Raw genomic sequence first — 20,477 nt, 5'->3', positions numbered from 1 at the left:
AAATGAAAAAGGTAATAGCAGACACTATTACCTCAAAATTATACCATAACGAATTATTTTTTTCTTGTCAAAAGTGATCCTGCCAGTAAAAAAGTTGGCAGTGCAGACATACCGATGATCAGCAGCCAATCAATTGGTGCAATCGCCACCGTTTTGAAAATCGGCTGAAGCGGCGGATAATAAATGACCACAAACATCAGTAAAAGTGATGACAAAACCGCACCGATTAAGTAGAGATTCCCGAATGGATTGCGTTCAAAGATGGATCGTTCACTGCGGCAGTCAAATACATGAATGAGCTGCGCCAACACAAGTGTACTAAATGCAACAGTCTGTGCATATGGCAGGTTGTTTGGATCACGGTGATACACAAACATAAATGCTAAAAGGGTCGCAAGTCCAATGAGAAATCCTCTAGATACAACCTTCCAGCCGAGCCCTCTAGCAAAAATCCCCTCTTTCATATTCCTCGGCTTCCTTTTCATGACATCGCCTTCTGGCTTATCCATACCAAGCGCCATCGCCGGGAGACCATCTGTGACAAGGTTGACCCATAAAATTTGAATAGGAACGAGAGGAAGCGGAAGCGCTAGAAGCATCGCAAACAGCATAACCAAAATTTCTCCCACATTTGATGCGAGCAAATAGCGAACAAATTTACGAATGTTTTCATAAATATTTCGGCCTTCTTTAATGGCCGATTTAATGGTCGCAAAGTTGTCATCAAGTAAAATAAGAGAGGACGCTTCCTTGGCTACGTCTGTTCCAGTGATGCCCATGGAGATACCGATATCTGCTTGCTTAATTGCAGGCGCATCATTGACCCCGTCACCTGTCATCGCTACAATATGTCCATTTTTTTGATAAGCCTTCACAATTCTCAGCTTATGCTCCGGTGATACCCGTGCAAAGACGTATACATTTTCAGCCGTTTGCTCAAGCTCTTTGTCACTCAGCTGATCCAGCGCTTTTCCGTCGAGCACCTTTCCTTGCTTTGGTAAAAGGCTCAAGTCTTTTGCGATCGCTTTGGCTGTTTCCACGTGATCCCCTGTAATCATGACTGTTTTTATGCCCGCATCCCTGCACTCTTTAATCGCTCGTCTCACTTCAGGACGAGGCGGGTCGATCATGCCCTCTAGTCCGATAAATGTTAAATCAGTTTCAGCCTGCTGGACAGTGGTGATTTTCTCGGTCAGACCAACTTTTTTATACGCAATGGCAATCGTTCTCAGCGCTTGTCTTGCTAATCCTTGAATCGCAGCCTCTGTTTCTTGCCTGTGAGTGGTTGAAAATGAAGCTGTGCGTCCGCCGTGCATGATATGGCTTGAACGGTTCATCAAGACATCCGGCGCACCTTTTGCAATGACGTACCGCTCTTTTTGATTCGTTTCGACGACGACTGACATCATCTTTCTTTCTGAATCAAAAGGAAACTCTTCTACTACGTGAAATCCCGCTTCAATGAATTGCTCTGTAAAACCCGCTTTACGTGCTGCGGTGAGAAGTGCCCCCTCTGTCGGATCACCATCAAGCCTCATTTCGCCATCTTTTTCAACGATGGTCGATGTATTACAAAGCGCTCCGTATAATAACACCTTTTGCAGGCTTGGATGTTTGTCTACATGGACAAGTTCTCCGTTCAAGGTAAAATCACCAGATGGCTCATAGCCCGTACCAGAAATATTCCACGTTTTTCCCTCTGCCCATACATGGGTCACAGTCATTTTATTTTGCGTCATGGTTCCTGTTTTGTCTGAGCAAATAATCGACGCACAGCCAAGAGTCTCCACCGCCGGGAGCTTTCTGACAATCGATTTTTGTTTGATCATCCGCTGTACTCCTAAGGAAAGTGCGACGGTGACAATCGCCGGCAGCCCTTCAGGAATGGCAGCAACCGCAAGAGATACTCCCGCCAGGAACATATGATACAAATCATGTCCTTGCACAATGCCAAGAACCACAACGAGCACAGTTAAAAATAAAGCAGCCACAATGAGGATTTTCCCCAGCTGTTCGAGACGTCTTTGCAGCGGTGTTTCCATATTCCCTGCTGCATCCAGCATGCCGGCAATTTGTCCCATCGCTGTATTCATTCCTGTACCAATGACAACGCCCATGCCGCTTCCTCTAGTGACAAGCGTCCCCATAAAGGCCATGTTCGTCAAATCTCCAAGCGAGACATGATTACTAGAAAGCGGACTTGCGTGTTTGACTGCTGGAATGGATTCGCCAGTGAGAGCAGACTCCTCGATTTCCAGGCTCTTTGTTTCTAGTAATCTAATATCTGCCCCAATCCGGTCTCCACTTGAAAATTTCACAATATCCCCTGGCACGAGATGTTTGGACGGGATCTTGATCCATTCATTATTTCTCTTTGCATATACATGCGGGGTTGATAATTCCTTTAGCGCTTGAAGGGATTTTTCCGCCCGGCGTTCTTGATAAAATCCGAGCACTCCATTAATTAGAACAATCGCTACAATGGCGACTGCATCAATGTATTCGCCTAGAAAAGCAGAAATGATCGTTGCTGCAAGCAAGATTAACACCATAAAGTCTTTAAATTGCGCTAAAAAAATGATCAGAGCCGACGCCTTTTTCCCTTCTTGCAATTCATTTGGCCCGTGTTTTTCAAGCCGTTTTTGTACATCTTTTTCTGACAGTCCGTCACCTATCGATGTATTCATTGTTTTTAATAAATCGGTTTGGTTCAGTTCATGCCAATTCATTTGACCTCGTCCACTCCTCTTTTGTTCTCTCTCATATGCAGTGTTCTATAAGCCAGTTTATTCAGACTCGTCCTAAATCATGCTATAATAATAAGACTGCCTAAAGAACGAGAAATGAAAGGTTCTTTCAGTAGATTTGTGTGAAAGAAGAGGGTGTATCCAACATGTCATTTGACGGCATTTTTACATATGGTATGACAAATGAATTGCAAGAGACATTAACTGGTGGAAGAATTTCAAAAATTCATCAGCCATATAAGCACGAGTTGATTTTTCATATCCGGGCAAACGGAAAAAATCACAAGCTCCTTTTATCCGCTCATCCGAGCTACGCTAGAGTGCAGCTCACAGAGCAGCAATATGACAATCCAAGCGAACCTCCAATGTTTTGTATGCTCCTTAGAAAACATCTTGAGGGCGGATTCATTGAGCGTTTCGAACAAATTGGATTTGACCGTGTGATCGTACTTCATGTACGAAGTCGCAATGAAATTGGCGACGAACAGACTCGAAAGCTCTACATTGAAATCATGGGAAGGCATAGTAATTTGATTCTTGTCGAAGATGACACGCAGCAGATCATCGATGGCTTGAAGCATCTTTCTCCATCTGTGAACAGCTATCGAACAGTGCTTCCTGGTCACGAATACCTTCTGCCGCCTGCGCAGCAAAAATTAAATCCGTTTGCAGTAACGAAGGACGATATTTTAAAGCATTTACGCTTTCAAGAAGGAATGATCGCAAAGCAAATTGTCGAAACATTCTCTGGGGTTTCTCCGCTGTTTGCAAAGGAAGCTGTACACAGGGCCGGTCTTGCCAATAAGGAAACGATTCCAAATACGCTACTCGACATGTTCCAGCTGATTCGCATGCATTCCTTTACCCCGCAGCTCACAAGAAAAGACGGGAAAGAATATTTCTATTTATTAGAACTGCAGCATGTCGATGGTGAAATAAAGACATTCGACTCTCTCAGCCAGCTGCTTGACCGCTTTTATTTCGGCAAAGCTGAAAGAGACAGAGTGAAACAACAAGCGTCTGACCTTGAACGGTTTGTCGTAAATGAAAAAAAGAAAAATGAAAACAAACTCAAAAAACTGAACAGAACCCTTGAAGAATCTCAAAATGCCCATAAATACCAGCTCTATGGCGAATTGCTAACAGCCAATTTATATGCCATCAAAAAAGGGGATAAAGAAGCGACTGTCATCAATTATTACGATGAAGATGGCGGAGAAATCACAATACCGCTCAAAACAAACAAAACCCCTTCTGAAAATGCGCAAGCATATTTCATAAAATATCAAAAGGCAAAAAATGCAGTAGAAGCAGTCAATGAGCAAATTGAGCGGACGCATGAAGAGATTGCTTATTTTGATGAGTTGATTCAGCAGCTCTCCTCTGCCTCACCGAAGGATTTAGAGGAAATGAGAGAAGAGCTTGTTGAAGGGAAATATTTACGCGCCAAACAAAAGCGCAACGCCAAAAAGAAAAAAACGGCGGCCATTCAGCTTGAAGCGTATGAATCGTCTCAAGGGATTCCGATATTAGTCGGAAAAAACAACAAACAAAACGAGTATTTAACCACAAAGGCGGCTGCCCGTGACGACATTTGGCTACACACGAAAGATATTCCTGGATCACATGTCGTCATCCGTCATCAAACGCCTGATGAACAGACGCTACTTGAAGCGGCTCAAATCGCTGCCTACTTCTCGAAGGCAAAAGAGTCGAGCTCTGTTCCTGTCGATTACACGAAAATCCGGCATGTGAAAAAACCAAAGGGAGCCAAGCCCGGATTTGTGACGTATGATCAACAGCAAACATTATTTGTCACGCCTGACGAAGACGTGGTGCTAAAGCTGCGAAAATAATAAAAGCCGATAAAATCCTTTCAAGAGATTTTATCGGCTTTTTCTTTGTTGTTTTTTTCTTTCGATATAGAGAGCATCAAGTGCATCTACATCCTCTTGTTCAAGCAATGTCTCAATTTCCGCAGCCAGCTGTTTTGTCCGGGCTGGGCTTGCACCGCTTGTAGAGACTGAAATCGTCACTTTCCCTGCTTTGACCACCTTTGGTACGATCACATTGCCAAGCTCTGATTGGCTCACACAATTGACAAGCTGGTAAGGCCGTGCTGTTTGTGCAATCCATTCATTTACCGCCGGATCGTTTGTAGCAGCGACAATGAAAAAAGCATCCTCTACATCTTCAGCTTCAACTTTCTTTTCTTTCCAATTCAGGTTGTATGTATCAATGAGACGTGCCATCTCTTTAGAAATGTCAGGACTCACGATGGTGATGTGGCAAGGCTCTATGCATAGCGCCTCTGCCCTTCTTGCGGCTATTTTTCCACCGCCGGCGATGAGCACTTGTTGATTGGTTAAATCAAGATGGACTGGAAGCATGGCTTTCTCCTTGGAAATGAAACGCATCGTCTTTGTTTAAAATGGTTTCTTGCACGCGTTCAATATAAGCTGCTTTTACATGCGGATGAAAGCCAATATACCGGCATACCCGGACATCTTTTAGCCTCTCTCTCGCCTGAGCCGCTTCGCTTTCAATCTCTTTCATTAAAATACCCGTAAACAACAAGTAAGGAACGAGATAGACAGGCGTATCATCATCTGCTGTTAATTGCGCAAGAACATCTCGGTAATTTGGCTCACATGCTGTAATAAAACATGGCAAGACCTCAGCAAGAGGCAGCAGGCGCCGGACATCGTCCGCAATGCCAAACACATCTCGCTTCACATCTGGATCAGAGCTTCCGCGGCCAATTAAAAGAATCCGTGCTTTCCCGCCTTGATATCCTGCTTCTTCAATTCTTGCAGCAACTGCTTTTGTCACTTCTTGATTGACCCCAATTGGTTTCCCGTATGTGACCTTCACTTGCGGGTATCGTTTTTGAACTTTCTCAATCTCAACTGGAATATCTGATTTAGCATGCATAGCAGTTAAAAGGAGGAGCGGGACAATCGCAATGTGTGTAGCTCCTTTTTTCACACAGGCTTCAAAACCTTCCTCTATAGAAGGGGCTGTCAGTTCTAAAAAACAAATTTCTTGTATTTCGGCTTCTACTAACGGCATACAGCTTTTCATAAAAGAAATGGCTTTATCTTGTGCTTCTTTTACCCTGCTTCCATGCCCAACATAAAGTACAGCTTGTTTCATGCGGCTCCTCCCTCTCACTTGTTTTGTTCAGACGAAAAGACACGATCAATGTACGTGTCTTGTCTTTATCAATCTCATTTCTCAATAAGGGCAGGTTCAAACCAGTTCAGCTTTTGGTGAAAATGAACGACATCTCCAACAACTATTAAGCTTGGATGCTCGATGCCTTCTTTTTCAACGGTTTCTGACAGTGTCGCCACAGTGCAGCAAGTCGTCTTTTGCCTCGTCGTGGTTCCCCAGTGTATAAACGCTGCTGGCGTTTCAGGATCACGTCCATTTTTTAAAAGAAGCTGCTGCACTCTTTCTACGTTTTTGACGCCCATGTAAATCACAAGGGTATCAATCCCCGTAGCCAGTGCCTCCCACTTTTCTTCAAAATGCTCATCTTTTTGATAGTGACCCGTGACAAACGCAACATTCGAGCTGAATTCACGGTGCGTCACAGGAATGCCTGCATAAGCAGCTGCTGCAATACCAGAGGTAATCCCCGGGACAACTTCATATGGAATTCCGTGCTCAGCTAAGCATTCGATTTCTTCACCGCCGCGGCCAAATACGAAGGGGTCGCCGCCTTTCAGACGGACGACAACATTCCCTTCCTTTGCATAGGTCACAAGGGCTTCATTGATGGCTTCCTGTCTCATCGTATGATGATTCGGGAGCTTGCCGCAATAGATTAATTCCGCCTCGGGTTTGGCGTGGGCGAGTATTTCTTGATTGACAAGGCGATCATATAAAATGACATCTGCCTGCTGTATTGCCTTATGGGCTTTTAATGTAATTAAGTCTGGATCCCCAGGTCCAGCCCCCACAATGTATACTTTCCCCATCGTGCTTTTCTCCCCCTGCCATCAGGCGATTATTTCGCTCTTCCCTTTACATAATCAACAAGACGCTGTTTGGACTCTTCACGCGATAATTCACCTGTATCTAGAACGAGCTCAGGTGCAGCTGGCTCTTCATACGGTGAATCAATTCCGGTGAAAAATGGAATTTCACCATTTCTAGCTTTTTTATATAAGCCCTTTGGGTCACGCTCTTCGCATACGTTCAGATCACATTTAACAAACACTTCGTGAAATTCTCCCGCTTCAACTAACTGTCTGACAATGCGGCGGTCTTCTTGAAATGGTGAAATAAAAGCCGTGATGACAATCGTTCCTTGCTCAACAAATAATTTCGCCACTTCTCCGATGCGGCGGATGTTCTCTTTTCTGTCATCATCTGAAAACCCTAAATCTTTATTCAGTCCATGCCGCACATTATCGCCATCAAGAACAGTGACTTGATAACCTTGTTCAAACAGCTCTCTAGCCGCTGCATTTGCGATTGTTGATTTACCTGATCCACTTAGACCTGTGAGCCAAATAATGCCGCTTTTATGATTGTTTTTTTGTTGATATTCTTTTTTTGTAATAGATGAATCATGCCACACGATATGTTCGTTGCTCATGTCATACCCTCCCATTAAGATACCGTCGTTTTTAATCCTTCGATTAATGTTTCAATGACTTCTTTTCGGCTGAACGTGCTTGGTGGTAATTCTCCGTTTCTCAGCATCGTTCGAACCTTTGTACCTGAAAGAATGACATGCTCGCTTTTATCGTGAGGACATGTTTTTGGTGTTGCCATTGCTTCACATGTATTACAGTAGAAGCTATGTTCAAATTTTAACGGGGTAATGCCAATTTCTTCGCTTGTAAATTGTTCAAATAACTCCTGCGCCTCGTATGTGCCGTAATAATCACCAACACCTGCATGATCTCTTCCCACAATAAAGTGAGTACAGCCGTAATTTTTACGAACAAGCGCGTGAAAGATTGCTTCCTTTGGTCCAGCATAACGCATTGCCGCAGGAAAAACACCTAAAAAGACGCGATCCTTTGGGTAATAACCGTTCAATAACACTTGATAGCTTTTCATTCTCACGTCTGCCGGAATATCGTCTGATTTTGTTTCACCGACAAGTGGATTTAAAAATAAACCATCGACGGTTTCAAGTGCTGTCTTTTGAATATATTCATGGGCACGGTGAACAGGGTTTCTCGTTTGGAAACCAACAATCGTTTTCCAGCCGTTCTCTTTAAAATGACGTCTTGTTTCTTCCGGCTCATACGTAAATTGAGGGAATGGTTTTTCGCTGCGTTTTGTCAGTGTAATTTTACCGCCAATGTACGTGTCACCGCGTTCAAATAATTTTTTCACGCCTGGATGATTGAGGTCATCAGTTTTATACACATTCACCGCTTCTTTTTCCTTATCTGGTGTGTATTGATCCTCTACTTCAATCACGCCATATACAGTTCCATTATACGATAGACGCACAATATCGCCTCGATGGATTTCCGTTGCCTTTTCCTTTGTCACTGGCAGTGTAATAGGAAGAGACCAAACGACACCACTTGCTAGCCGCATACTGCTCACAACCGCTTCATAATCAGCTTTTGTTAAAAACCCTTCAATTGGACTATACCCGCCAATTGCTATGAGTTCAAGGTCTGCAAAAGAGATAGCATCTAGTTCAATTTCCTTCGCAGCCGTACTGAGGTCATACTCTTCATTTACTCGATTAATTAATACGCCACCATGTGGTGTTAAACTCATTTGTTCATCTTCCTCTCAATGTTCTTATTTATTAGATGTAAATAGTCGGATTTGTCGTTAAATCCCGCCGCCCTGTTCATGAATCGAGCTGCTTTCATTTTTGACTGCCTTCATCAGACTTAGCGCACCAAGTGAGGCAAGCAGTACACTCATCATGATAAAGATAGAGTAATAGTCTCCTTTTAAGAAAAGACTCACCAGCAAATACGATAGACTGAGTGATAAAAAGGGTGATACAACCCACACTTTCAGCATTTTTTTCACCACATGTTTATGAAAAATATTAGGTCCGCCTTTTGCCATGCCAAGCCCAATGATAGACGAGGAGGTGATTTGGGTAAGTGGGACTGGCAGCCCAAAAATTGAGCTGACGATGACAAGTCCAGCACCGGTACCGGAAAGCAATATCCCTTCGCCCGTTTGATAGCGGGTAATTTTCTTTCCGTTTGTTTCCAGTACTCTTCTACCAAGCAAGAGGGCTCCAATGGCGACAAAGATTCCGCCGTAAAGCGTTCCTTGCCCAACTGACAAAACGCCCGCGGCAACAAGTGGACCGACTGCATTTGCCACATTGTTCATGCCTGCTGAAAATGCTTCTAAAAATCCACTAAGGATTAAAACAATGGATAAAATAATTGTTCCTTTTTTAGACAACTTACGTTTAGGGAACATTCTGATGATTTTGACTACAACAAAGGTAAAAAGAAAGGCGACAAGCGGAATGATGACCCAAAATGCCACAATGACTAAAATGGATTTCACATACAATACTTTATATGCGACCGCGACACCAACTACAGCTCCTACTGTCACCTCACTCGTTGACAAAGGAATGGCCATCAGATTCGCTATAAAGAGTGATAATGCAGCAGAACCAATAATAATACAAACAATTTCAAGTGTAATGACGGATTCAGGCATAATCCCAGAGCTAATCGTTTTGACAACCTCACCACCGCCAATAACTGAACCTGCTAAAATCCCAACTGCGCATACACTGAGTGCATAGATCGGCTTTCGAATCGCACCTGATCCGTACGCGATTCCCATCGAAGCTGCTGCACCACTCGCGCCAATGTTTAGAGCGAAAAATAAACTAAATAAAATTGCGGCAATTTCCATACACTATGCTCCCTTACTCATGTAATCCGCACTCAGTCTTAGCTGTGCCTGACCATCTGCCAGACCGCAGATCTTCGGCAGTAAATGCTGGCTGTGTACACGGGGCACACCCGATACTTGGATATCCCTGATCATGCAGCGGATTATAAGTAAGTTCCTCTCTAGATGCATATCTCCATATGTCCTTCCACGTCCAGTGGATAAGCGGACATACTTTCACTGATTTGAATTTTTCATCCTTATTTAAAAAGTTCGTCCCTGCTCGCTTAGGTGACTGCTCTCTCCTTAAGCCAGAAAGCCATGCCGGATAGCCAGATAGCGCTTCTTGCAAAGGAATGACCTTACGCATATGGCAGCAGCTTTGAGGATCTGTTTTCCATAGTTGATCACCATGTTGCTCGTTTTGCTCCTCAACCGTCAGCTCAGGGGTTTTCAGCACAATATCTAAACCCGGGTATCTTTCCTTTACCGCATCAATTGTGTCGTACGTTTCCTTAAAATGCAGACCTGTATCTAAAAAGACAATTCTTGCATCCTTTTTTACTTTCGCAATCAGATCAATGAGGACGATGCCTTCAATACCAAAACTGCATGCATAAACGAGCTGATCACCATAATGACCGTATGCCCATTTCAGCACAGATAAGGCCCCTTTATACAAATCATCTTCTTGAAATGTAATGGACGGCTCTTGCCAATTTTCATAAGTTAACATTGTTTCTCCCCTTCCGGAGTATCACTACTCTCCGCACTACGTCAACTGAATTTTTTCTGTCTTCTGCCACTTGAATCACTTGACCGTCCTGAACAATCAGTGTAACTAAACTGAATTCATATCCCCAATCAGTTTCTGCATAGGCTTCAATTAAGTCTTCATCCTGCTTTTACTTCACTTCCCCCTCACCGTTAAAATAAAAAAACTTCCTTTCAGTCCGAAAGAAAGATGAGGAAGCTCACGATTTCCTTATCTTTCAAAATAGAATCATTTTGCAGGAAGTAGCACCTTGCAAATCGCAGGTTGCCGGGCTTCATCGGGCCAGTCCCTCCACCTCTCTGGATAAGTGTTTTAATTTGTCTTAAATATTAACACAATTCAAACAAAAGTCAACCCGACTTTATTGATAGGATTAGTTTTTATTTAAATTTGAGTCTATTTTACTATTTTTAACCAAATAAAAAAGCTGTGCGGGGAGGCGCAGCTTCAGATTGTATTCAGCGTGATAGAAAACCTTTGCAGTCCTGACAAAGAATGCGAGGGTTTGTCCGCGCGCTGAAAGCTGTGCGGGTACGCACAGCTTTTTAGACGGTTTCTTCCATCCAAGATTCAGAGGAAGGATCTTGTCTCCAGCGTTTCAATTTATTCATAGCAGAAGGCTCGATCGCTTTCAGCTCAAGTGCCACGTCTGTCAGTGTGTCATAGTCTGTTAGGGTGACATATGGAATGTTTTTCTCTTGGAATGCTGCCGCAGCTTTTGGCAGACCGTATGTGAAGATCGCGGCAACGCCTAGTACGTCACAGCCCGCTTCTTGAAGAGCAGCGACCACTTCAAGCACACTGCCTCCTGTTGAAATCAGGTCTTCTACGACGACCACCTTTTGGCCTTTAGATACGGCGCCTTCAATTTGATTTCCTTTTCCATGTGCTTTTGGCTTACTTCTGACATAACACATTGGGACGTTCAGACGGTCTGCCGCTAATGCCGCATGCGGGATGCCTGCTGTTGCAGTACCAGCAATCACCTCTGCTCCCTCAAAATGAGTGAGAATCAGCTCTTTAAGACCTTCAGCAATGTCATGTCTGACTTCTGGATAGGACAAGGTGAGACGGTTGTCACAATAGATCGGTGATTTGATACCGCTTGCCCATGTAAACGGTTCGTCTGGTTTCAATGAGACCGCTTTGATTTGTAATAGGTGTTTAGCGATTTTTGTTTTCATCTGGCAGTCACTCCCACTCTTTCAAAATTTGATGATAGGCTTCCAATGGTTCTTCAGCTTTTGTGATTGACCTTCCGACAACAATTTGTGAAACACCTTGCTCTTTTGCATAAGCAGGGGTTGCCACACGCTTTTGATCATCGGTTTGATCATTTAGTAAACGAATCCCTGGCGTAACAGTAAGGAAGTCAGGTGAGATGTGCTCATGAAGGGCTTTGGATTCATGAACAGAGCAAACAACACCGTCTAGTCCACTTTCATATGCCAATTGACCGTACCGGATAACAGTCTCTTGCAGCGGACGGTCTATGAGTAATTCACTTCTCATCATGTCTTCAGATGTACTCGTCAGCTGAGTCACTGCAATAATGCCCGGACGTTTTTGTCCAGCAGGCGTTCCGCTTTCAAGCCCTTCTAACGCAGCTTGCATCATCTGTTTCCCGCCAGCAGCATGTACATTGACTAGATCAACGCCAAGTGCGGCAAGCCGGTTCATTGCTTTTTTCACCGTTGTTGGAATGTCATGTAATTTGAGGTCGAGGAAAATGCGACAGTTTTTTTCTTTAAGTGCGTCAAGGATGGCAGGTCCTTCTTGGTAAAACAGCTCCATGCCGACCTTCACAAATAATGGTGTCCCTTCAAAGGGTTCTAAAAAGGCAAGCGCCTCCTGCCCTGATGGAAAATCAAGCGCGATGATGGGCGAGTGCTTCATGTTTCCAGCTCCTTCCGATACATTCCTCTACAGATGAATACCCGTAGGCTTCTAATACATTTGGCAGTTCTTCAATGATTTCTGGGCAAATAAATGGGTTCACAAAATTGGCTGTGCCAACAGCTACTGCACTCGCACCTGCTAGTAAAAATTCAAGTACATCTTCAGCATTTTGCACTCCGCCCATTCCGATAATCGGGATAGAAACCGCTTGACTGACCTCATGTACCATGCGCACAGCGACAGGTTTGACAGCAGGGCCTGATAATCCGCCTGTTTTATTGGCAAGAATCGGTTTCCCCGTTTTTAAATCTAAACGCATACCGATTAACGTATTAATCATCGTGAGTCCATCCGCTCCAGCAGATTCAATCGCTTGAGCAATCTCCACAATATTGGCTACGTTAGGAGACAGTTTGACATAGACAGGAACGGAGGACACGTCCTTCACCGCTTTTGTCAATGCTGCTGCCATTTGAGGATCTGTACCAAAAGCAATTCCGCCTGTTTTGACATTCGGACACGAGATATTCAGTTCAAGGGCATGGACATTTTTTGCTTGGCTGATCTGCTTCGCTACTTCAACATAATCATCGACCTGTGAGCCAGCGACGTTTGCAATAATAGGCGTATCAAACTGCTCAAGCCAAGGCAATTCATTTTCCAGCACGCCTTTTAGGCCAGGATTTTGAAGACCGATGGCATTGAGCATCCCGGCACCTGTCTCTGCTACCCTTGGTGTCGGGTTGCCAAATCTCGGTTCTAAGGTTGTGGCTTTGATCATGATACCGCCAAGCACGGATAAGTCGTATAATGAAGCAAATTCTCTCCCGAATCCAAAGCAGCCTGATGCAGGGATAATCGGATTCTTTAAAGATAAGCCTGGTAACTCAACGTTTAGCATGACAACGCCACCTCCTCTGCTTTAAATACAGGTCCATCCAAACAGACTTTGACGTAAGCTTTTTCGTGCTGGTCTGTATGACAGACACATGCAAAGCAAGCACCAATTCCGCAGCCCATTCGTTCTTCCATTGAAATGTAGACAGGCTTATCAGGGTAAGAGTCTTTTAGTGCTTTTAACATAGGGGTCGGCCCGCAGGAAAGCATGACATCAAAGCTCAAATCATTCTCTTCAATCACACCTGTCACGAAGCCCTTTGCGCCATATGTTCCATCAACTGTCGCGATAAATGTATCTCCGAGTGCTTGGAATTTCTCCTCGTAAAATACATCCTTTTTCGATTGAAAGCCAAGGACATGCTTGACGATGACGCCTTTTTTCGTTAAACGCTTGGACAGCTCATATAAAGGCGGTACTCCAATTCCACCACCGACTAGTAACGCTGTCTGACCTGGCTGAACAACTGATGGATCATACCCGTTGCCAAGCGGCCCTAATACATCGATGGATTCCCCATCGCGCCTTTGGGAAAGGAGCTTTGTGCCCTCTCCCTCTGCACGGTAGATGATGGTTGCTTCTTGTTTCTCGGCATGAATATTGGCAATACTGATCGGTCTTCTCAGCAGCGGTGTCATGGACTCGCTGACCTTGATATGAAGAAATTGTCCAGCCGTTTGAAAGGAGTCCACAAGGTCACCTTTTAATGTCATTTCGTAAATATGATCAGCGATCTCTCGATTTGAGACGACCGTCAAGTATGCTTTTTTCATATCGTTACTGTCACCTCAGCATTCGTTTTCACTTCTGGCATTTCGTCCGCTCTAAATGTCATGCTTTCTAGTACTCTTAAAATCGCTTCTGCTGTATCTAGCGACGTTAAGCAAGCTACGCCATTTTCAACAGCTTCACGTCTGATTCTAAAGCCGTCTCTTGCCGGCTGTTTTCCTTTCGTCAGAGTGTTGATGACAAATTGGGCTTCCCCGTTTCGAATGACATCGAGAAGGTTTTTGCCTTCTTCTCCTATTTTGCCAACAACACTTGATGGGATGGAGGCTTGTTTTAAGTACTTCGCCGTTCCTTCTGTCGCTAAAATATGGTAGCCGATTGAATGGAATCTTCTCGCAATCTCAAGTCCTTCTTCTTTATCCTTATCAGCAACTGTCAGAAGAACTGTCCCGTCTTTAGGAATTTGAATGCCTGATGCAATTAACCCTTTGTAAAGAGCTTTTTCGATTGTGACATCTTTCCCCATGACTTCACCTGTTGATTTCATTTCAGGTCCGAGTGTAATATCGACTCTTCTTAGTTTTGCAAAAGAGAAGACTGGAACTTTGACGTACACCCCTTCTTGCTCTGTATGAAGTCCTTCTTCGTAGCCATAGTTTTTCAGTTTTTCTCCTAAGATGACTTTTGTCGCCAGGTTTGCCATCGGAATGCCTGTGATTTTACTTAAGAAAGGAACTGTCCGGCTTGAACGCGGGTTCACTTCAAGTACGAACACTTCACCTTTTGAGAGAACAAATTGGATGTTTAGCAGCCCAATAATGTTGAGTCCTTTTGCAAGCTTGATCGTGTATTCAGCAATCTTTGCTTTGATCTCTTCAGACAATGTTTGCGGCGGGTAAACCGCAATCGAGTCACCAGAGTGAACCCCGGCTCTTTCAATGTGTTCCATAATGCCCGGGATTACGACTGTTTCGCCATCAGACACGGCATCTACTTCGATTTCTTTTCCTGTCAAATACTTGTCAATGAGCACTGGGTGCTGCGGATTGACTTTCACCGCGTTCTCCATATAGTGAAGAAGCTCAGCTTCCTGATAAACGATTTCCATTGCGCGACCGCCTAATACATAGGAAGGGCGGACAAGGACTGGGTAGCCGATCTGATTGGCAATCGCTACAGCTTCTGGCACAGACGTAGCCGTTTTCCCTTTAGGCTGCGGCACGCCGAGTGCTTCTAATGTTTGTTCAAACTTGTCCCTGTTTTCGGCTCGGTCTAGGTCTTCAAGAGAAGTGCCGAGAATCTTCACGCCTCTATTTGATAGTTCATCTGCTAGGTTGATCGCCGTTTGTCCGCCGAACTGGACAACCACTCCTTCAGGCTGCTCTAGATCGATAATGTGCATCACATCTTCTACAGTGAGTGGTTCAAAGTAGAGCTTGTCTGAAATACTAAAGTCTGTTGAGACCGTTTCAGGGTTGTTGTTAATAATGATTGCTTCATAGCCTGCTTGTTTGATTGCCCACACAGAATGAACGGTCGCATAATCAAATTCTACTCCTTGACCGATTCTGATAGGACCTGAGCCTAATACGATGACACTTTTCTTGTCTGTACGTTCTGATTCATTTTCATCTTCATACGTGCTGTAGAAATATGGCGTCTCGGATTCAAATTCAGCCGCACAAGTATCTACCATTTTGTAAACAGGTACGATGCCTGCTTCTTGTCTTAGCGTGTAGACGTCCGCTTCATTCATATTCCACTCGCGGCTAATATAGATGTCTGAGAAGCCTTTTTCTTTCGCTTCTTTTAATACGTCTGTATTGCCTTTGTTTTCTTTTAATGTCTTTTCAAAAGCGATGATGCCTTCCAGTTTATGAAGGAAGAAGTAATCAATTTTTGAGAATTCATGTATTTGTTCAACCGTATAGCCTCTTCTAAGGGCCTCGGCGATATAGAATAATCGTTCATCTCCCGCCTTGATAATCCGCTTTTCAAGCACTTCGTTTGTGATATCTGCTTCATCTTTTAATTCAATGTGATGCACATCAGCTTCAAGTGAACGGACAGCCTTTAGAAGAGACTCTTCTAACGTACGACCGATCGCCATTACTTCACCCGTTGCTTTCATTTGCGTGCCAAGACGTCTGTTGGCAGATTCGAATTTATCAAACGGCCAGCGCGGGATTTTAGACACAATATAGTCGAGTGCCGGTTCGAAGGCGGCATAGGTTTTACCTGTGACTGGGTTCATCATTTCATCAAGCGTTAAGCCGACAGCAATTTTCGCTGCAAGTTTGGCAATTGGATAACCTGTTGCTTTCGACGCAAGTGCTGAAGAACGACTCACGCGCGGGTTTACTTCGATGATATAGTATTGAAAGCTGTCTGGGTCAATCGCCAGCTGTACGTTACATCCGCCTTCAATCCCAAGTGCTCGGATTAGCTTGAGCGACACATTGCGAAGCAGCTGATATTCACGGTCACTTAACGTTTGGCTTGGCGCCACAACGATACTGTCACCTGTGTGGATACCGACTGGATCAAAGTTTTCCATGTTACAAACAACGATCGCAGTATCACCGCTATCACGCATGACTTCATATTCAATTTCTTTAAAGCCTGCAATACTTTTTTCAAGTAAGCATTGTGTGACTGGGCTTAGCTTCAAACCGTTTTCGACGATTTCCTTCAGCTCTTGCTCGTTTGTACAAATTCCGCCGCCTGTTCCGCCTAATGTATAAGCTGGTCTCACAATGACAGGGAAACCGATTTGATTCGTAAACGCCATCGCTTCTTCTAGGTTATGGATGATTGCACTTTCTGGTACAGGCTCATTTAGTTCATTCATCAGATTACGGAATAGATCTCTGTCTTCTGCTTTTTGGATTGCTGACAGCTTTGTACCGAGTACTTCAACGCCGCATTCAGCTAATACACCAAGGTCTGATAATTCAACAGCAAGGTTAAGTCCAGTTTGTCCGCCAAGTGTTGGCAAGATCGCATCAGGACGTTCTTTTCGAATAATTCGTGTTAAGAATTCTGGTGTCAGTGGTTCGATGTATACCTTATCGGCCATTTCTGTATCTGTCATGATGGTCGCTGGATTGGAATTCACAAGAACGACTTCATAGCCTTCTTCTTTTAGTGCTAAGCAAGCCTGTGTGCCTGCATAGTCAAACTCCGCTGCCTGACCAATGATGATTGGACCTGAACCGATAACTAAAATCTTTTTGATGTCTACGCGTTTTGGCATACTTCTTCCCCTTCTTTCTCAGTTGTATGAATCATGTCCATGAACTGGTCGAATAAGTAGTTCGCATCTTCTGGACCTGGTGATGCTTCTGGGTGGTACTGGACAGTGAATGCTGGTGCTTCTTTATGTTTTAACCCTTCAATCGTATTGTCGTTTAGTGCGATATGTGTGACTTCAAGCACGTCCTCGTTAATCGCACTGACTGTGTAGCCGTGGTTTTGAGATGTCAGTGTCACCTTGCCAGTTGCTAGCTCTTTCACTGGGTGATTCGATCCTCTGTGACCGAATTTCATTTTTTCAGTACTTGCGCCGCATGCAAGCGCGAATAATTGATGTCCAAGGCAAATGCCAAAGAGTGGAACCTTTCCAATCAAGTGCTGAATCATCTCGACTGCTTCTGGTACATCAGCAGGATCCCCGGGGCCGTTTGAAAGCATGATTCCATCAGGCTTTAACTGCAGTACTTCATCTGCCGTGATATTGTACGGCACCACGATGACATCACAGTCACGTTTATTGAGTTCGCGCAAAATGCCGTGCTTCATGCCGAAATCGACAAGGACAATTCTTTTTCCTCTTCCTGGGCTTGGATACGCATTTTTCACAGATACTTGACTCACTTGATCAGTTGGCAGCTGCATTGTTTGAAGGCGGCGGACCACATCTTCCACTTGTTCATCCGGTCCTGCAAATGCCCCTCTTAAAGTACCTGCACTTCGAATCATTCTCGTCAGCTTCCGTGTATCGATTCCGCTAAGGCCTGGAATGTTTTTCATTTTCAAATACTCATCAAGCGAGTATGAAGAGCGCCAGTTTGAGGGCTTTTCACAAAGCTCCTTCACAATCAGCCCTTTTACAAACGGTGTGATCGACTCAAAATCATCACGGTTGATGCCATAGTTGCCGATAAGCGGGTAAGTGAGTGTGACAATTTGTCCGCAGTATGATGGATCAGACAAAATTTCTTGATAGGCCGTCATCCCTGTATTAAAGACGACTTCTCCGACTGACGATTCTAAGCTGCCAAAGCCTGTTCCTTCGAATACTGTTCCGTTTTCTAGCACTAAGCGTCTCTTCATTTTACTAGTCTCCCCTCTTCATACACGACTTTCCCAGATGCAAGTGTCATGACCGGCCATCCTGATACAGTCAATTTGTCAAACGGTGTATTTTGTCCTTTAGATAAGAAGCTTTTTTTATCGATTGCCATTTCTTTGTTTAAATCAATGAGTGTAATATCAGCTGTTTGTCCTTCTTCCAGCTTTCCATAAGGAAGGGAGAAAGCTTCTGCTGGCTTGATCGTCATATAATCAACGAGTTCTTTTAATGTCCATTCGCCCGTTTTGACAAATCGTGTGTACAGAAGCGGGAACGCTGTTTCAAGTCCGACTATTCCAAAAGGTGCGCGCTGCATCGTTTCGTTCTTTTCTTCTTCTGTATGCGGCGCATGGTCTGTTGCGATGAAATCAATCGTTCCATCTAACAGTCCCTCAATTAGTGCCTCGCGATCCTCTTTTCCTCTGAGCGGCGGGTTCATTTTATAGTTTGTGTCAAGTCCTGGGATGTCTGCATCACATAAGAGCAGGTGATGCGGTGACACCTCTGCCGTCACACGGATGCCTGCTTTTTTTGCATCGCGAACGACTCGCACAGATTCTTTCGTACTGATATGACATACATGATAATGACAGTTCGCTGCTTCTGCTAAAAGAACATCTCTTGCAATATGCACCGATTCACAAATGGACGGTATTCCGTTTAATTCATTTGCTTTTGAAAATTCTCCTTCATGAACGCATCCTCCGTAAATGAGCGAGTTATCTTCACAGTGTGCCACAATCGCTTGATCAAGACTTGCTGCCTTTTTCATCGCTTCGTACATCATGCCTGCTGTTTGGATGCCAACCCCGTCATCTGTGAAAGCGAAGGCGCCTGCTTCTTTTAGTGCTGCAAAGTCTGTCATCTCTTCCCCAATTTGCCTAGTTGTGATGGAGGCGTATGGCAGTACTCTGACAGAAGAGGTCTCTTCGATCCGATTCATGAGCCACTCCATTTGCTCTTTTGTATCCGGAACTGGGCGTGTATTCGGCATCGCTGCAATCGTTGTATAGCCGCCTCTTGCTGCTGCTTTAGAGCCTGTTTCAATCGTTTCCTTTTTCTCTCCACCTGGCTCTCTTAAATGTACATGCAGATCAATTAAGCCTGGTGAAACAAATAGCCCTTTAGCATCAATGACCTCTTCTCCATCTTCTCTTTCTAAGTGACCAATCGCTTGAATCACTTCTCCTTCTACCCTAATATCCTGCTGCACTTTTTCACCTGTGCTTGTTAAGATAAAACCGTTTTTAATGAGATACGACATAGACAGAATCTCTCCCTTTTTGATGTAGTCTGCTATTTTGAAAAGCTCTTTTTAATACCGCCATTCGGACATAAACGCCATTTTCCATTTGCTTGAAAATTCGTGACTGCTTTGATTCCACTAAAGAATCATCTATCTCCACACCTCTGTTTACTGGTGCTGGATGCATGATAATGGCTCGTTCTTTCATGTTGTTTGCCCTGTTTACTGTTAATCCATAAGTCGATAAGTATTCTTCATTACCCATTTTTTTAGCGTGCCGTTCATGCTGGATTCTAAGCAGCATCACCACATCAGATTGTCTAATGGCTTCGTCTACTTGGACATACGTTCCGTGAGGATTTTGCTCATCTTGGAAGGAAGCAGGTCCTGAGAAAAGGACTGTCGCTCCGAGCCTTGAGAGTACTTCCGCATTCGATCTTGCCACCCTGCTGTGCTTGATGTCTCCATGAATCGAAATCGTTAAGCCCTCAAAGCCGCCAAACTCTTCATAGATGGTCATTAGGTCAAGCAGTGATTGGGTCGGGTGCTGCCCGCAGCCATCTCCAGCATTGATGATAGGAATCCCAACCTTCCCGATCAGTTCGTTGTAATATTCATCGGTGCTGTCTCTGATCACACAAGCTTTCACGCCGATGGATTCGAGCGTTTTTACCGTATCGTAAAGAGTTTCGCCTTTTTGAACAGAGGTGCTTGCCGCATCTAAGCTTAGTACATTCATCCCCAGCTTCTTTTCGGCGACTTCGAAGCTAAATCGTGTTCTTGTGCTTGGTTCAAAAAAGAGATTTGCTACAAATTCTCCCGCTAAACCAAGCTCTTGCTTCCCCTTTTTGAGAGCCGTTGCTTCTTCAATCAGCTGTAAAATCTCTTCTTTAGATAAGCTGCTCATTGTCGATAGATCATTCATTTTTTCTTCCCCCTCTAGTTTTTCATCACTTTCAGGTTCAAAA

The 20,477-nt window shown here is 44.2% G+C and carries 17 protein-coding genes and 1 riboswitch; of the genes, 1 reads left to right on the top strand and 16 read right to left on the bottom strand.

Annotation, left to right across the window (positions count from 1 at the left end):
- Window positions 1-53: 53 nt before the first annotated feature.
- The gene (locus MHI33_RS09025; protein WP_065097252.1) at window positions 54-2,729 is read right to left on the bottom strand and encodes a calcium-translocating P-type ATPase, SERCA-type; all 2,676 of its coding nucleotides are present in this window, start codon (window positions 2,727-2,729) and stop codon (window positions 54-56) included.
- Between the two features lie 164 nt (window positions 2,730-2,893).
- Between MHI33_RS09025 and MHI33_RS09020 the strand changes: the two genes are divergently transcribed.
- A complete protein-coding gene (locus tag MHI33_RS09020; RefSeq protein ID WP_065097251.1) occupies window positions 2,894-4,603 on the top strand; it encodes an Rqc2 family fibronectin-binding protein in 1,710 nt (569 codons plus the stop codon).
- 30 nt (window positions 4,604-4,633) lie between these two features.
- Here MHI33_RS09020 and MHI33_RS09015 read toward each other — a convergent pair whose 3' ends face one another.
- The 15 genes from MHI33_RS09015 to MHI33_RS08945 all read right to left on the bottom strand — a co-directional run bounded on the left by MHI33_RS09015 (window position 4,634) and on the right by MHI33_RS08945 (window position 20,434).
- On the bottom strand, window positions 4,634-5,137 hold the full coding sequence (locus MHI33_RS09015; RefSeq protein WP_106067390.1) for a precorrin-2 dehydrogenase/sirohydrochlorin ferrochelatase family protein: 504 nt from the start codon (window positions 5,135-5,137) through the stop codon (window positions 4,634-4,636).
- On the bottom strand, window positions 5,118-5,903 hold the full coding sequence (locus MHI33_RS09010; protein ID WP_111911487.1) for a sirohydrochlorin chelatase: 786 nt from the start codon (window positions 5,901-5,903) through the stop codon (window positions 5,118-5,120). Before MHI33_RS09010 ends, MHI33_RS09015 begins: the two co-directional genes overlap by 20 nt.
- A 74-nt stretch (window positions 5,904-5,977) precedes the next feature.
- Entirely contained in the window at window positions 5,978-6,733 is a 756-nt protein-coding gene (cobA, locus tag MHI33_RS09005) for a uroporphyrinogen-III C-methyltransferase (protein ID WP_106065261.1), read from the bottom strand.
- 29 nt (window positions 6,734-6,762) lie between these two features.
- The gene (gene cysC, locus MHI33_RS09000; RefSeq protein ID WP_044141963.1) at window positions 6,763-7,356 is read right to left on the bottom strand and encodes an adenylyl-sulfate kinase; all 594 of its coding nucleotides are present in this window, start codon (window positions 7,354-7,356) and stop codon (window positions 6,763-6,765) included.
- A gap of 14 nt (window positions 7,357-7,370) precedes the next feature.
- Window positions 7,371-8,507: a sulfate adenylyltransferase gene (gene sat, locus MHI33_RS08995; RefSeq protein WP_340910729.1), complete on the bottom strand. Its 1,137-nt coding sequence runs from the start codon at window positions 8,505-8,507 to the stop codon at window positions 7,371-7,373.
- Window positions 8,508-8,564: 57 nt separating this feature from the next.
- The gene (locus tag MHI33_RS08990; protein WP_044141966.1) at window positions 8,565-9,629 is read right to left on the bottom strand and encodes an inorganic phosphate transporter; all 1,065 of its coding nucleotides are present in this window, start codon (window positions 9,627-9,629) and stop codon (window positions 8,565-8,567) included.
- A 13-nt stretch (window positions 9,630-9,642) separates the two neighbouring features.
- Window positions 9,643-10,344 (bottom strand): phosphoadenylyl-sulfate reductase, encoded by a 702-nt coding sequence (locus MHI33_RS08985; protein ID WP_003211029.1) that lies wholly within the window; start codon window positions 10,342-10,344, stop codon window positions 9,643-9,645.
- 246 nt (window positions 10,345-10,590) lie between these two features.
- A riboswitch (SAM riboswitch) is annotated at window positions 10,591-10,693 on the bottom strand.
- 235 nt (window positions 10,694-10,928) lie between these two features.
- A complete protein-coding gene (pyrE, locus tag MHI33_RS08980; RefSeq protein ID WP_044141967.1) occupies window positions 10,929-11,567 on the bottom strand; it encodes an orotate phosphoribosyltransferase in 639 nt (212 codons plus the stop codon).
- Between the two features lie 7 nt (window positions 11,568-11,574).
- Window positions 11,575-12,279: an orotidine-5'-phosphate decarboxylase gene (pyrF, locus tag MHI33_RS08975; RefSeq protein WP_044141968.1), complete on the bottom strand. Its 705-nt coding sequence runs from the start codon at window positions 12,277-12,279 to the stop codon at window positions 11,575-11,577.
- Entirely contained in the window at window positions 12,251-13,183 is a 933-nt protein-coding gene (locus MHI33_RS08970; RefSeq protein WP_044141969.1) for a dihydroorotate dehydrogenase, read from the bottom strand. The genes pyrF and MHI33_RS08970 overlap by 29 nt, the downstream gene beginning before the upstream one ends.
- On the bottom strand, window positions 13,177-13,953 hold the full coding sequence (locus MHI33_RS08965) for a dihydroorotate dehydrogenase electron transfer subunit (protein ID WP_044141971.1): 777 nt from the start codon (window positions 13,951-13,953) through the stop codon (window positions 13,177-13,179). Before MHI33_RS08965 ends, MHI33_RS08970 begins: the two co-directional genes overlap by 7 nt.
- On the bottom strand, window positions 13,950-17,165 hold the full coding sequence (carB, locus tag MHI33_RS08960) for a carbamoyl-phosphate synthase (glutamine-hydrolyzing) large subunit (protein ID WP_340910725.1): 3,216 nt from the start codon (window positions 17,163-17,165) through the stop codon (window positions 13,950-13,952). Before carB ends, MHI33_RS08965 begins: the two co-directional genes overlap by 4 nt.
- On the bottom strand, window positions 17,150-18,244 hold the full coding sequence (locus MHI33_RS08955) for a carbamoyl phosphate synthase small subunit (protein WP_340910724.1): 1,095 nt from the start codon (window positions 18,242-18,244) through the stop codon (window positions 17,150-17,152). The genes carB and MHI33_RS08955 overlap by 16 nt, the downstream gene beginning before the upstream one ends.
- Complete coding sequence (locus tag MHI33_RS08950; protein ID WP_003211286.1) at window positions 18,241-19,527, bottom strand: dihydroorotase; 1,287 nt, start codon at window positions 19,525-19,527, stop codon at window positions 18,241-18,243. The genes MHI33_RS08955 and MHI33_RS08950 overlap by 4 nt, the downstream gene beginning before the upstream one ends.
- On the bottom strand, window positions 19,511-20,434 hold the full coding sequence (locus MHI33_RS08945) for an aspartate carbamoyltransferase catalytic subunit (RefSeq protein WP_034620039.1): 924 nt from the start codon (window positions 20,432-20,434) through the stop codon (window positions 19,511-19,513). The genes MHI33_RS08950 and MHI33_RS08945 overlap by 17 nt, the downstream gene beginning before the upstream one ends.
- Between the last annotated feature and the right edge of the window lie 43 nt (window positions 20,435-20,477).

Source organism: Bacillus sp. FSL K6-2971, from assembly GCF_038006405.1.
Lineage (GTDB): Bacteria > Bacillota > Bacilli > Bacillales > Bacillaceae > Bacillus > Bacillus pumilus.
Note: the sequence above shows the minus strand (reverse complement) of the source record. Positions and strands in the feature narration are given on the sequence as shown.